Genomic DNA, 13251 nt, shown 5'->3' with positions numbered 1-13251 from the left:
TTTCAGGTGTGGCGTGCGCCCATGCGGCGCTGCCTTGGAGGTGGGAGGGGAGGCGTGAAGCCTTCAGCGATTATAGGTCATCGAATCCGAGCACCGATTCGGCGGCCGGCACGCCGAGGTGCCCGTACGCGGCAGGCGTGGCGACGCGACCTCGAGGCGTGCGGCCCATGAAGCCGATGCGCACCAGGTAGGGCTCGACGACCGACTCGATGGTGTCGGGCTCCTCGCCGACGGCGACCGCCAGCGTGCTGAGGCCGACCGGGCCCCCGCGGAACCGTCGCACCAGCGCGTCGAGGACGGCGCGATCGAGGCGGTCGAGTCCGATCGCGTCGACGTCGTAGAGGTCCAGCGCCGCGTCGACGGTCACCTCGTCCGCGCCGACCCCGTCGCCGTGCACCACGAGGTAGTCGCGCACGCGTCGCAGCAGCCGGTTGGCGATGCGCGGCGTGCCGCGGGACCGTCGCGCGATCTCGGCGCGCGCGGCAGGCGGCAGGGAGACGCCCAGCATGGCGGCGGAGCGCTCGACGACGCGCTCGAGCTCCTCCGGCTCGTAGTACTCCAGATGCGCCGTGAAGCCGAAGCGGTCGCGCAGCGGGTTGGGAAGGAGTCCCGAGCGGGTGGTCGCCCCGACGAGGGTGAAGGGCGCGAGATCCAGCGGGATGCTCGTCGCGCCGGCGCCCTTGCCGACCATGATGTCGATGCGGAAGTCCTCCATCGCGAGGTAGAGCATCTCCTCCGCCGAGCGGGCCATGCGGTGCACCTCGTCGATGAAGAGCACCTCACCCGGTGTGAGACTCGACAGCAGGGCAGCCAGGTCGCCGGCGTGCTGGATGGCCGGACCGCTGGAGAGCCGCAGCGGTCTGCCGCTCTCGTGCGCGACGATCATCGCGAGCGTGGTCTTGCCCAGTCCCGGAGGCCCCGACAGCAGGATGTGGTCGGGCGGGCGCTGCTGGATCCGCGCGGCATCCAGCAGCAGCTGCATCTGACCGCGCACCTTCTGCTGGCCGACGAACTCCGCCAGCGACGTCGGGCGCAACGCGCCCTCGATCGCGAGCTCGGTCTCGTCGACGGGCTCGCCCGTCTCTCGCAGGTCATCCACCGACGGGCTCCTTCCGCGCCGGGCCGAGGGCGGCGAGCGTGAGCCGCAGCAGGGCCGGCACCGAGCGGCGATCGGCGTCACCGGCGTCGGCGACGACCGTCTCGACGGCATCCGCGGCCACCCGTTCGGACCACCCGAGCCCCACGAGCGCCTGCACGACCTGTGCCGGCACCGCGGCCGGGGCCTCTCCGCCGGCGCCGCCTGCGGCGGGGCGCGCAGCGGCGATCTTGCCGGTCAGCTGCACCACGATCAGCTTCGCCGTCTTCGGTCCGATCCCCGAGACGCGGCGGAACGGGGCGTCGTCGTCCGCGGCGACGGCATCGGCGATCTGCGCCACGGTGAGGGTCGCGAGCACCCCCAGGGCGGACTTGGGGCCGACCCCGGTGACACTCAGCAGATGGAGGAAGACCGACAGCTCTTCGCGGGTCTCGAACCCGTACAGCGACAGGGCGTCCTCACGGACGATGAGCGTCGTGTGGAGGGTCACCGCGTCGCCGACGTGCACGACCCGTGCCACCTGCGGCGTCACGGCGACGTGGAGACCCACCCCGCCCACCTCGACGACGACGGAATCCGCCTCGACGTGGACCGCCGTGCCGCGAACTGACGAGATCATGGCTCGAGCCTACGTCGGGCTTCGGACCTTTGTTCGACCGACACGCGAGGGTGGTCGCCGATCAGCGGCGCGCGAGCCTCTCGGCATCCCGCCACAGACGCTGCGCGGGTGTCAGCGACGAGGATGCCGCGACGGCGGCTCCGCCTCGCCACGCGTGGCACAGCGCGAGCGCGAGCGCGTCGGCGGCGTCGGCGGGCTTGGGCAGGTCGTCCAGGCGCAGCACGCGGGCGACCATCGTCTGCACCTGGCGCTTGTCGGCCGACCCGTAGCCGGTGACCGCCGCCTTCACCTCCGACGGCGTGTGCGTCGCAGCGGGAAGCCCACGCTCCCCCGCGACCAGCAGCGCGATGCCGCTGGCCTGCGCGGTCCCCATCACCGTGTGCCGGTTGTGCTGTGCGAAGACCCGCTCGACGGCCACCACATCGGGACGGTGCGCGTCGACCACGGCGCGCAGGCCCGCCGCGATGACGGCCAGTCGCGCCTCGATCGGGTCGGACGGATCCGAGCGCACGACATCCACGTGGACCAGGGTCGCCGAGCGGTCGGATGCGACGTCGACGATTCCCACGCCGCACCGCGTCAGACCGGGGTCCACCCCCAGGACGCGAAGTGTGCCGCGGGTGCTTCGGGATGCCACTCCCCCACGCTAGGCGTGCCGCGCCCGGCGGCGGCGCAGGCGCGCCCGGACGCGGCATCCGTCGCGATCAGTCCTCGTCGTTCTCGAGCTCCGCCTGCACCTCGGGGGTCAGGTCGAAGTTGCTGAAGACGTTCTGCACGTCGTCGCTGTCCTCGAGCGCGTCGATGAGCCGGAACACCTTGCGCGCCGTCTCGGCGTCGACTTCGACCTTGAGGTTGGGGACGAACTCGACGTCGGCCGACTCGTACTCGATGCCGGCGTCCTGCAGGGCCGTACGCACCGCCACCAGGTCGGAGGCCTCCGTGATGACCTCGAAGCCCTGCGCGTGCGGCTCGACCTCCTCGGCACCCGCCTCCAGGACGGCCAGCATGACGTCGTCCTCGGTGGTGTTCTCGCCCGAGACGACGATGACGCCCTTGCGCGTGAAGTTGTAGGCGACGCTTCCGGGATCGGCGAGCGTGCCGCCGTTGCGTGAGAGCGCGGTGCGCACCTCCGCCGCCGCCCGGTTCTTGTTGTCGGTCAGACACTCGATCATGAGGGCGACGCCGTTCGGGCCGTAGCCCTCGTACATGATGGACGAGTACTCGACGGACTCGCCGCCGATGCCGGCGCCCCGCTTGATGGCACGGTCGATGTTGTCCTTGGGGACCGACGTCTTCTTCGCCTTGAGCACCGCGTCGAACAGGGTCGGGTTGCCCTGGAGGTCGGGTCCGCCGAGCTTCGCGGCGACCTCGATGTTCTTGATGAGCTTGGCCCACGACTTGGCACGGCGCGCGTCGATGACGGCCTTCTTGTGCTTGGTCGTAGCCCACTTGGAATGCCCGGACATGGTCCTCCTGTGATCGTGGTGGCTGGGCGCCCGGGTCGAGGGCCGCTATCGGCTCGGCCGCGGCGTCTGCGCCGACAGACCATTCTAAGCGCAGGCCTCCCGCCCGTCCCGAGACGGTCAGGCCACGCGCGCTGTCCCCCGCGCGGCCACGACCATGTCGAGGAAGAGCCGGTGGAACCGGTGCTCTCCGGTGACCTCGGGATGGAACGCCGTGCCGAGCCGCGCCCCCTGGCGGACGGCGACGATGCGCCCGTCCGGCAGCGTCGCCATGACCTCGACCCCGGCGCCGGCGTGCTCCACGAGCGGCGCACGGATGAAGACGGCGTGCACGGGGGGACCTTCCAGCGCGGGGACGTCCAGGTCGGTCTCGAAGGAGTCCGACTGCGTGCCGAACGCGTTGCGCCGGACGGTCACGTCCAGTCCGCCGAAGGTCCGCTGACCCTGGATGCCGTCGGTGATGCGGTCGGCGAGGAGGATGAGTCCGGCGCAGGTGCCGTACGCCGGCATCCCGGCGGCGATCGCGTCGCGGATGGGCTCCCGCACGCCGAACGCACGAGCCAGCTTGTCGATGACGCTCGACTCGCCCCCGGGGATCACGAGGCCGTCGACGCCGTCGAGGTCCGCCGGACGCCGCACCGACAGCACGTCCGCGCCCAGCTCCGTCAGCATGCGGGCATGCTCGCGGACATCGCCCTGCAGCGCCAGGATGCCCACGCGCGGGCGCCCGGTGGTCACCATCCGCGCTCCGCCAGGCGGTGCGGCGCGGCGAGGTCGGCGACGTTGATGCCCACCATGGCCTCACCGAGCCCCCGTGACACGTCGGCGATGACCTTCGGGTCGTCGTAGAACGTCGTCGCCTTGACGATCGCCGCTGCGCGCTGGGCGGGATTGCCGGACTTGAAGATCCCCGACCCGACGAACACGCCGTCTGCGCCCAGCTGCATCATCATGGCCGCATCCGCCGGTGTCGCGACCCCTCCGGCGACGAACAGCACGACGGGCAGGGTGCCGGTCGCCGCCACCTCGGCCACGAGGTCGTACGGCGCCTGCAGCTCCTTCGCGGCCACGTACAGCTCGTCCTTCGACATCGCCCGCAGCGCGTTGATCTCCCCCTTGATCTTGCGGATGTGCCTGGTCGCCTCGGAGACGTCGCCGGTGCCCGCCTCCCCCTTGGACCGGATCATCGCCGCGCCCTCGTTGATCCGTCGCAGCGCCTCACCGAGGTTCGTCGCGCCGCACACGAACGGCACCGTGAACGACCGCTTGTCGATGTGGTTGACGTAGTCCGCCGGCGAGAGCACCTCCGACTCGTCGATGTAGTCCACTCCGAGCTCCTGGAGGACCTGCGCTTCGACGAAGTGCCCGATGCGGGCCTTGGCCATCACGGGGATGGAGACCGACGCGACGATCTGGTCGATCAGATCCGGGTCGCTCATGCGCGCGACGCCGCCCTGCGCGCGGATGTCGGCCGGAACGCGCTCCAGCGCCATCACCGCGACCGCCCCCGCGTCCTCGGCGATCTTCGCCTGATCCGCGGTGACGACGTCCATGATGACGCCGCCTTTGAGCATCTCCGCCAGGCCTCGCTTTACGCGGCTGGTTCCGGTGTCGGTCATGGTCATGAGCGGGTCCCTTCGACGGGCACGTGGAGGCGTGCAGACAGGTTGCGATATTGGCCTAGGCCAAACGGTAGCATGTGTCCGGCCTACACTCGGGAGCAATGGACGCGCATATGGACCTGGCGATCGCGGGACGCTCGGCATCGGAGATCGCCGACAGCCTCCGAGCGTCCATCGAGCGCGGTGCCGTGCGTCCGGGGGCCGCGCTGCCGCCGGTGCGGACGCTCGCCGATCAGCTGGGGGTCAACCGCAACACCGTCGTCGCCGCCTACCGGCAGCTGACGCACGCCGGCATCGTCGTCACCCGCGGCCGCGGGGGCACACGCGTCGCCGACCGGGGCACGGTCCCTCAGGAGGGCTTCGCGCCCGACAGCGTGCTTCGCGACATCGCCACCGGCAACCCCGATCCGACCCTCATCCCCGACCCCTCGTGGGCGCTCGGCAGCATGGCGGGTCGCCCCGTGCTCTACGGCGAACCCGTCGTCGATCCGGCCCTCGAGCGATGGGCGCGCGCATGGATGAGTGACGGCCTCGCCACGGCGGACTCGATGCGGGTGACGGTCACCAGCGGCGCCGCGGACGCCGTCGAGCGGCTGCTCGCGCAGGCGCTCGCCCGCGACGACGCCGTCGCGCTGGAGGACCCGTGCTTCCTGGCCAGCATCCACACCGTCCGCCTCGCCGGCTACCGGCCGGTGCCCGTCCCCGTCGACGATGAAGGCATGACCGTCGAGGGTCTCCGTGCCGCACTGGAGCAGGGGGTCCGCGCCGTGGTCTGCACGCCGCGGGCGCAGAACCCGACCGGCGCGAGCCTGTCGGCCGGGCGCGCCGCGGAGCTGCGCGCGGTGCTGCGGGATCATCCGTACGTCCTCGTCATCGAGGACGATCACTTCTCGATGCTGTCGCGGCAGCCGTATCACTCGCTCATCGACGCCGGACACCGCCGCTGGGCGCTCGTGCGCTCGGTGTCGAAGTTCCTGGGGCCGGACATGTGCCTCGCCGTCACCGCGAGCGACCCGGAGACGGCCGAGCGGCTCGCGATGCGCCTGACTCCGGGGACCACATGGGTCAGCCACCTGCTGCAGCGGCTCACCTACGCGCTGGTCACCGACCCCCGCGTCATGGCGGACATCGAAGCGGCAGGCGAGCACTACCGCGCCCGCAATTCCGCCTTCGCGGCGCGGCTGACCGCACACGGTGTGCCGGCCGCGGCTCGTGACGGGCTCAACCTGTGGGTCGCCCTTCCGGTGCCGGCGCATCTGGTCTCCGAACGCCTCATGCGCCGCGGATGGCTGGCGCGCACCGGCGACGAGTTCTCGCTGAGCCGGGCGCCGTCGCACCGGCTGCGCCTGACCGTTCACGAGCTGGACGATGGCGACGCCGAGCAGCTCGCCTCGGACATCGCCGCAGCGGTGCGCGACGCCGAGAACCTCGTCGCGGGAAGTGGGAAGATCGGACGGTGAAGATCCTCTCGATCCAGTCCGCGGTCGCCTACGGTCACGTCGGCAACTCCGCCGCCGTCTTCCCTCTGCAGCGCATCGGCGTCGAGGTGATGCCGGTGTATACCGTCAACTTCTCGAACCACACCGGCTACGGCGCCTGGCGGGGGCCCCTGATCGATCCCGCCGACGTGCGGGAGGTCATCACGGGCATCGAGGAGCGCGGCGCGTTCCCGCGCACCGGCGTGGTGCTCTCCGGCTACCAGGGCGGCGAGGGCATCGCCGATGTCATCCTGGACGCCGTGGCCCGGGTCAAGGCCGCCAACCCGGATGCCGTCTACGCGTGCGATCCCGTCATGGGCAACGCCAAGTCGGGCTGCTTCGTCGCGCCGGCGATCCCCGATCTTCTGCGCGACCGGGTCGTGCCGGCGGCCGACATCATCACCCCGAACCAGTTCGAGCTGGGCTATCTGACCGACACCGAGCCGTACACCCTCGAGGACACGCTCGCGTCGGCCGACCTCGCCCGCGACATGGGACCGCGCACCGTGCTCGTCACGAGCGTGGAGCGTCCCGACCGGCCGGAGGGGACGATCGAGATGCTCGCGGTCACGGACGACGGAGCATGGATCGTGCAGACGCCGATGCTCCCGATGAAGGCGAACGGATCGGGTGACGTCACGGCGGCGCTGTTCACCGCGCACTACCGCGCCACCGGCGACGCGGCGCTCGCGCTGGCCCGTACGACATCGAGCGTGTTCGACCTGCTCACCCTCACCCACGATTCCGGCGAGCGAGAGCTCAAGCTGGTCGAGGCGCAGGAGTTCTACGCGCACCCGCGCATGCAGTTCGAGGTGCGTCAGGTGCGCTGACGCCGGCGTTCCCGGGATGACCGCGTCGCGGCATCCCGGGACCTGCTCAGGCCGGCCAGGCGTCGGCGACGGCGCGGCGCACGTCGCCCAGAAGCTGCGGCAGCGCCTTGGTGCGCGCGATGATCGGGAAGAAGTTCGCGTCGGAGGCCCATCGCGGCACGACGTGCTGATGCAGGTGCTCATCGACGCCCGCCCCGGCGACACTGCCCTGATTCATGCCGATGTTGAACCCGTCGCAGCGCGACACCGATCGCAGCACCCGCATCGCCTGCTGCGTGAGCTCGCCGATCTCGGCGATCTCCTCCACCGTGGCCTGATCGTAGGTCGGGATGTGCCGGTACGGGCAGATCAGCAGGTGACCGGAGTTGTACGGGAAGAGGTTCAGGAGGGCGTACGCCGTGCGACCTCGCGCCACGATGAGGCCGTCCTCGTCGGACTTGTGCGGCGCCTCGCAGAACGGGCACTCCCGGCGCAGCGCTTCCGGACCGGTCTGGATGTAGGCCATGCGATGCGGCGTCCACAGTCGCTGGAACCCGTCGGGCACGCCGGGCAGCGTGGCGGCGTCGGCGAGCGCTCCGTCGGCGCCATCCGATCGGTCCTCGCTCACGCGAAGTCCGACGCCGAGTTCACGAGCGCGTGAGCGGCGATCGCCTCGCGGACGCGACGGACGGCGTCCTCGATGGGCACCCCGTTCTCCTGCGAGCCGTCGCGGAAGCGGAACGACACCGTTCCCGCGGCGCGGTCCTGCTCGCCCGCGATCAGCAGCAGCGGCACCTTCTGCGTGGTGTGCGTGCGGATCTTCTTCTGCATGCGATCGTCGCTGTGGTCGAGCTCCGCTCGCACCCCCTGCCCGCGCAGCTGCGCGATGACATCGCCGAGGTAGTCGGCGTACTCCTCCGCCACCGGGATGCCGACGACCTGGACCGGCGAGAGCCAGACGGGGAACGCACCGGCGTAGTGCTCGAGCAGGATCGCGAAGAACCGCTCGATCGAACCGAACAGGGCGCGGTGGATCATGATCGGCCGCTTCTTCTGCCCGTCGCGGTCGGTGTACTCCAGCTCGAACCGCTCGGGAAGGTTGGGGTCGACCTGCACGGTGGACAGCTGCCACGTGCGCCCGATCGCGTCGCGGGTCTTCAGGTCGATCTTCGGGCCGTAGAAGGCCGCCTCGCCGGGAACCTCGGTGAGCTTGAGGCCGCTGGCCATCGCCACGTTGCGCAGGGCGTCGGTGGAGTACTCCCAGAACTCGTCCGAGCCGATCCACTTGTCCTTCTCGTCGTCGCGCATCGACAGCTCCAGCTCGAAGTCGTCGAGGCCGAAGTCGCGCAGCATCGAGATGACGAACTCGAGGACGCGAGTGGCCTCCTCCTCGAGCTGCTCGGGGGTCACGAACAGGTGCGAGTCGTCCTGGGTGAAGCCGCGCACGCGAGTGAGGCCGTGCAGCGCGCCGGACAGCTCGTTGCGGTACACCGTGCCGTTCTCGGCGAACCGCAGCGGCAGATCGCGGTAGCTGCGCGCACGCTCCTTGTAGATCAGGATGTGCATCGGGCAGTTCATCGGCTTGAGGTAGTAGTCGACGCCCGCCTTGGTGATCTCGCCCGCGTCGTTGCGCTCCTCGTCGAGGTGGATGGGAGGGAACATGCCCTCCCTGTAGGTGACGAGGTGGTTGGACTGAAGGAACAGATCCTGCTTGGAGATGTGGGGCGTGTAGACGTAGGTGTATCCGCCCTCGATGTGACGGCGCCGCGCGTGCTGCTCCATCTCGCCGCGGACCACTCCCCCGCGCGGATGCCACACCGACAGGCCCGAGCCGATCTCGTCGGGGAAGGAGAACAGGTCGAGCTCCTTGCCGAGCTTGCGGTGGTCGCGCTTGGCGGCCTCCTCGAGGCGGGTCTGGTACGCCCGCAGCTCGTCCTTGGTCGGCCACGCGGTGCCGTAGATGCGCTGGAGCTGCGGGTTCTTCTCGCTGCCTCTCCAGTAGGCGCCCGCGACGCGCTGCAGCGCCCAGCCGTTGCCGATCAGGCGCGTGTTGGGAACGTGCGGTCCGCGGCAGAGGTCCTTCCAGGCGGTCTCGCCGTCGCGGGTGACGTTGTCGTAGATGGTCAGCTCGCCCGCGCCGACCTCGACCGAAGCCCCCTCGGTCTTCTCGGCGCCGCCGCCCTTGAGTCCGATGAGCTCGAGCTTGAACGGCTCGTCGGCGAGCTCCGCACGCGCCTCTTCGTCGCTGACCACGCGGCGGACGAAGCGCTGGCCCTCTCGGATGATGCGCTGCATCTCCTTCTCGATCGCCTTCAGATCCTCGGGAGTGAAGGGATGCTCCACGCCGAAGTCGTAGTAGAAGCCGTCGGTGATGGGCGGACCGATTCCGAGGTTGGCCTGCGGATTGATCCGCTGCACCGCCTGCGCCAGGACGTGCGCGGTCGAATGACGGAGGATGCTCAGCCCGTCCGGGCTGTCGATCGTGACAGGTTCGACGGCATCGGTCTCGCTCACGGTGGTCGCGAGGTCTTTCAGCTCGCCGTTGACGCGGAGGGCGACCACGGAGCGGTCGGGGAACAGGGCGAAGCCGTCGGAGGGATAGGACACGTCCGACGGAAGGGCGAGGTCAGTCAAGGGAACTCTCCAGAGGTGGCTCGGTTCAAGGCTACTCAGCTTCGGGCGCTGTCCGCGCCCCGCCCGCTCAGGCGCCGAACGTTCGCGTGCCGGTGACAGCGACGACCGCCGCGTGCGTCATCCGAGCTAGTTCCATGTCGCCGAGTCTACGCCGGACGCCACCGCGCCTGCTCAGGGCCGGGTGCGGGGGGCGTGGCTCGGAAGGGACAGTGCCGGCGACGGCGAGCGGCCGCTTACCCGGATTGGGGTCCTTTCCACAACCCCCATCCGTGCGCGGCCGATCCGGACTCATGCTTCGGCATGACCTTGTTCGAGTTCAGGGCCGATGCGGGTCCTCGGCGGACCGACGCCATCCTCCAGGACACCGCCTCCGGGATCCGGGAGGAGGCCGCCTCCACGTTGCGCAGCACGGTGCAGCGCCCCTTCATCGGCGCCTTCGAGAGCACCTTCCTTCCGGCCGCGGGCGTGGACGTCGGCGAGACGACGGGCGTGTACCGGCACTGGCCCGAGCACCTCGATCGCCTGCAGGCCGCGGGCGTCACGCGGTTGCGGTATGCGCTCCGGTGGCATCACATCGCCCGCGATCCCGGGGTCTTCGACTGGGAGCAGACGGACGCCGAACTGGCTGAGATCCGGCAGCGTGGCCTCGAGCCGATCGTCGATCTCGTCCATCACACGAGCTATCCGAAGCGTCTGGAGGGCGGCTTCGCTGACCGGCGCTTCGCGGCGGAGTACGTGAGCTTCGCGGAGGCTGTCGCGCGGCGCTACCCGTGGCTGACGTCGTACACGCTCTTCAACGAGCCGTTCGCGACGCTGTTCCTGGCGGGCCACGAGGCGCTGTGGCCTCCGTACCAGGCCGGCATGGAGGGCTTCGTCCGGCTCGTCTCGTCGGTCCTTCCCGCCGTCAACGCGGCAGGGGCCGTCTTCGCCGAACTGCTCCCGGATGCCGATCACGTCTGGATCGACACCTGCGAGGCGCATTCGGGGACGTCGGGAAGACCCGCGGAGTACGCGGCCTTCGCCAACGACCGCCGCCACCTGCTGCTGGATCTGGCACTCGGTCGGCACCTCGACCGCGAGCGTCCGGCCCTGGCCGCCTTCCTGGCAGCGGGGGGCGAGCCACTGCTGGAGCTCGCGCCGATGCGCGTCGACGTGCTCGGCCTCGACTACTACCCCCATTCGGAGTGGTGGTACAGCGAGGCCGGCAGCGTGTCGCCCTCGCCCGCGCCGCGCGGCTTCGCCGCGATCGCGGCGGAGTACCACGACCGGTACGGCTTGCCCGTCCTTCTGTCCGAGACCAACATCCGCGGGCTCGCGTCGGACCGTGCGACCTGGCTGCGCTACATGATCGACCAGTACGACCGGGCCGTCGCCTCCGGAGTTCCTCTGCGGGGCTTCTCATGGTTCCCCCTCGTCGACTCCGCCGACTGGGACTCGCTTCTGGCCGTGCCGGCCGGGCACCGCGACCCCGTCGGCGTCTACGACCTGGCACCCAGTGGACACTGCATCCGCACCGAGTTCACCGAGGCGTGGGAACGCGCGGCCCGGGGCGCGCCTCTGGACGAGCTGCCGGCGTACCGGTTGCAGGCGCCCAACGACGAACTTCTGCACGGGTTCTTCCGCGACCTCGAGTGGCCGTGGCAGGACGCGCCCAACCCGGAGCCGCCCATCCCCGTGTACCCGCAGGCCCACGATCTGGTGGTGCTCTCGCACCTGCGCTGGGATTGGGTGTGGCAGCGGCCGCAGCATCTCGTCACGCGCTTCGCCGAGGACCGCGGCGGCCGCGGAGCCCGCACGTGGTTCGTGGAGGAGCCCATCCCTGGCGGTGTGCCCGAGCCGGAGCTGTGGACGGAGCAGGTCGGCAGGATCACGCGCGTGCGCCTGGTCGTGCCGATGGAGCCCGGACAGGGAACCAGGCTGAGCTTCGACGACCCGGCAGCGGCGCCGTACCGGACGCTGCTGGGGGAACTGCTGGCCGACGAGGGCGTGCCGCATCCGGACGTGCTCATCTACACGCCGATGGCGCTCGACATCGCCCGCAGCCTGGATCCGCACCGCATCGCCTATGACGTCATGGACGACTTGGCCTCCTTCGCGCAGGCGCCGCCCGGGATGCGGGAGCGCCAGCGGGAGCTCCTGGAGACCGCGCATGTGGTCTACGCAGGCGGTCGCTCCCTGCACCGCGGCGTGGTGGGCATTCGACCCGACTGCCACCTGTTCCCGAGCGGCGTGGACGTCGAGCACTACGCGGCCGCGCGCCTTCTGCGCGCGGCGGATCCGGCACCCCGCCAGGTGCTGGGGTATGTCGGCGTGCTCGATGAGAGGCTCGACCTGGACCTCGTCGCGGCGGTGGCTGCCGCCCTCCCCGACTGGACCATCCGCATGGTCGGCCCCGTCGCGAAGATCGATCCGGCCACGCTGCCCACCGGGCCGAACATCGAGTATCCCGGCATGGCCGACTATGCGGACCTCCCCGCCGTCATGGCCGGCTTCGACGTGGCGATGATGCCCTTCGCGCTGAACGAGGCGACCCGTTCGATCAGCCCGACGAAGACGCTCGAGTACCTCGCGGCCGGACTGCCGGTCGTCTCGACCCGCGTCACCGACGTGGTCACGGACTACGCCGACGTCGTCTGCTTCGCCGACGACGCCGCCTCGCTCGCCGAGGCGTGCCGCCGGGTCGTCGACGACGCCCAGGAGGATCGGGACCGCCTGGTCCGCGTGATCCAGGATCACCAGAGCTGGGATGCCATCGCGGAGTCGATGATGGGACTGTTCGAAGCACCGGCCGCCCGTCTGGAGGCCCTGCGGACCGACCCTGTCCACCGCGCCGCGACGCGAGCCGCTGCGGCCGGGCTGTCGGACGCGGCTCTGGGCTCGGCGCGCCTGCAGGGACCTCTGGTCACGACGCTCGCCGAGGCTGCGGTGGCGTCGGCGACGCCGTTCCTGCGAGCGCCGCTGCTGGCTCGGCTCTCCGCCGTCGAGCGGCTCCACCCGATGTCCGGCGACGCCTCCGGCGACTGTCCGAGCTGTGGCGTGCCTGCGCCGTGCAGCACGGCCGTCGCCTGTGCGTGAGGCCGTGGGCCACCGCCTGGTCCGAGACGCGCGGACATGAGAAAGCCCCCGGGGGCAACCCCGGGGGCTTTCTCGATGGTGGGCGATACTGGGATCGAACCAGTGACCTCTTCCGTGTCAGGGAAGCGCGCTACCGCTGCGCCAATCGCCCGAGTCGAACTCCGGTCGGGACCGGGAGTGGAGGTGGCGACGGGATTCGAACCCGTGTAAACGGCTTTGCAGGCCGGTGCCTAGCCGCTCGGCCACGCCACCGCGTGTGGTTTGACCCCACGTGCCGTGGTCTCCTCGGAAGAAGACCCCCGCACTCGAGCGGATGACGAGACTCGAACTCGCGACCCTCACCTTGGCAAGGTGATGCGCTACCAACTGCGCTACATCCGCATTTCGTTCCCGGGATTCGCACCCCGGGCACGTCATCGACTTTAGCCGATCCTCGGCGTCTTGCAAAACCGACA

General features: G+C 70.5%; 11 protein-coding genes and 3 tRNA genes. 3 read left to right on the top strand and 11 right to left on the bottom strand.

What is annotated here, in order from left to right:
* Positions 1 to 70 precede the first annotated feature (70 nt).
* The 6 genes from ruvB to pdxS form a co-directional block, all read right to left on the bottom strand.
* Positions 71 to 1099: a Holliday junction branch migration DNA helicase RuvB gene (gene ruvB, locus AC5RVZ_RS15180; RefSeq protein WP_494066599.1), complete on the bottom strand. Its 1029-nt coding sequence runs from the start codon at positions 1097 to 1099 to the stop codon at positions 71 to 73.
* Positions 1092 to 1715, bottom strand: coding sequence for a Holliday junction branch migration protein RuvA (gene ruvA, locus AC5RVZ_RS15175; RefSeq protein WP_494066598.1), 624 nt, complete (start codon positions 1713 to 1715; stop codon positions 1092 to 1094). Before ruvA ends, ruvB begins: the two co-directional genes overlap by 8 nt.
* Positions 1716 to 1776: 61 nt before the next feature.
* On the bottom strand, positions 1777 to 2352 hold the full coding sequence (ruvC, locus tag AC5RVZ_RS15170; RefSeq protein WP_494066597.1) for a crossover junction endodeoxyribonuclease RuvC: 576 nt from the start codon (positions 2350 to 2352) through the stop codon (positions 1777 to 1779).
* A 67-nt stretch (positions 2353 to 2419) separates the two neighbouring features.
* The gene (locus AC5RVZ_RS15165; RefSeq protein ID WP_494066596.1) at positions 2420 to 3181 is read right to left on the bottom strand and encodes a YebC/PmpR family DNA-binding transcriptional regulator; all 762 of its coding nucleotides are present in this window, start codon (positions 3179 to 3181) and stop codon (positions 2420 to 2422) included.
* Positions 3182 to 3298: 117 nt separating this feature from the next.
* Positions 3299 to 3919, bottom strand: a complete 621-nt coding sequence (pdxT, locus tag AC5RVZ_RS15160; RefSeq protein ID WP_494066595.1) for a pyridoxal 5'-phosphate synthase glutaminase subunit PdxT — start codon at positions 3917 to 3919, stop codon at positions 3299 to 3301.
* A complete protein-coding gene (gene pdxS, locus AC5RVZ_RS15155; RefSeq protein ID WP_494066594.1) occupies positions 3913 to 4803 on the bottom strand; it encodes a pyridoxal 5'-phosphate synthase lyase subunit PdxS in 891 nt (296 codons plus the stop codon). Before pdxS ends, pdxT begins: the two co-directional genes overlap by 7 nt.
* 98 nt (positions 4804 to 4901) lie before the next feature.
* On the opposite strand from pdxS, the gene AC5RVZ_RS15150 reads away from it, so the two are divergent.
* Entirely contained in the window at positions 4902 to 6260 is a 1359-nt protein-coding gene (locus tag AC5RVZ_RS15150; RefSeq protein ID WP_494066593.1) for an aminotransferase class I/II-fold pyridoxal phosphate-dependent enzyme, read from the top strand.
* Positions 6257 to 7108 carry a pyridoxal kinase PdxY gene (gene pdxY, locus AC5RVZ_RS15145; protein ID WP_494066592.1) on the top strand — a complete coding sequence of 284 codons (852 nt, stop codon included), beginning with the start codon at positions 6257 to 6259 and terminating at the stop codon, positions 7106 to 7108. The genes AC5RVZ_RS15150 and pdxY overlap by 4 nt, the downstream gene beginning before the upstream one ends.
* 46 nt (positions 7109 to 7154) lie before the next feature.
* Here the strand turns inward: pdxY and AC5RVZ_RS15140 are convergent, their stop codons facing one another.
* Positions 7155 to 7715, bottom strand: a complete 561-nt coding sequence (locus AC5RVZ_RS15140; RefSeq protein ID WP_494066591.1) for an HIT family protein — start codon at positions 7713 to 7715, stop codon at positions 7155 to 7157.
* Complete coding sequence (gene thrS, locus AC5RVZ_RS15135; protein ID WP_494066590.1) at positions 7712 to 9721, bottom strand: threonine--tRNA ligase; 2010 nt, start codon at positions 9719 to 9721, stop codon at positions 7712 to 7714. Before thrS ends, AC5RVZ_RS15140 begins: the two co-directional genes overlap by 4 nt.
* A 300-nt stretch (positions 9722 to 10021) precedes the next feature.
* On the opposite strand from thrS, the gene AC5RVZ_RS15130 reads away from it, so the two are divergent.
* On the top strand, positions 10022 to 12796 hold the full coding sequence (locus tag AC5RVZ_RS15130; RefSeq protein ID WP_494066589.1) for a glycosyltransferase: 2775 nt from the start codon (positions 10022 to 10024) through the stop codon (positions 12794 to 12796).
* Positions 12797 to 12872: 76 nt separating this feature from the next.
* Here AC5RVZ_RS15130 and AC5RVZ_RS15125 read toward each other — a convergent pair.
* The 3 genes from AC5RVZ_RS15125 to AC5RVZ_RS15115 all read right to left on the bottom strand — a co-directional run bounded on the left by AC5RVZ_RS15125 (position 12873) and on the right by AC5RVZ_RS15115 (position 13177).
* A tRNA-Val gene (locus AC5RVZ_RS15125) sits at positions 12873 to 12947 on the bottom strand.
* A gap of 27 nt (positions 12948 to 12974) precedes the next feature.
* Positions 12975 to 13048: transfer RNA gene (locus tag AC5RVZ_RS15120), tRNA-Cys, on the bottom strand.
* Between the two features lie 56 nt (positions 13049 to 13104).
* Positions 13105 to 13177: transfer RNA gene (locus AC5RVZ_RS15115), tRNA-Gly, on the bottom strand.
* Between the last annotated feature and the right edge of the window lie 74 nt (positions 13178 to 13251).

It is taken from the genome of Arthrobacter sp. Cza30 (assembly GCF_059090765.1).
This window is presented reverse-complemented; position numbering and strand designations above follow the sequence as displayed.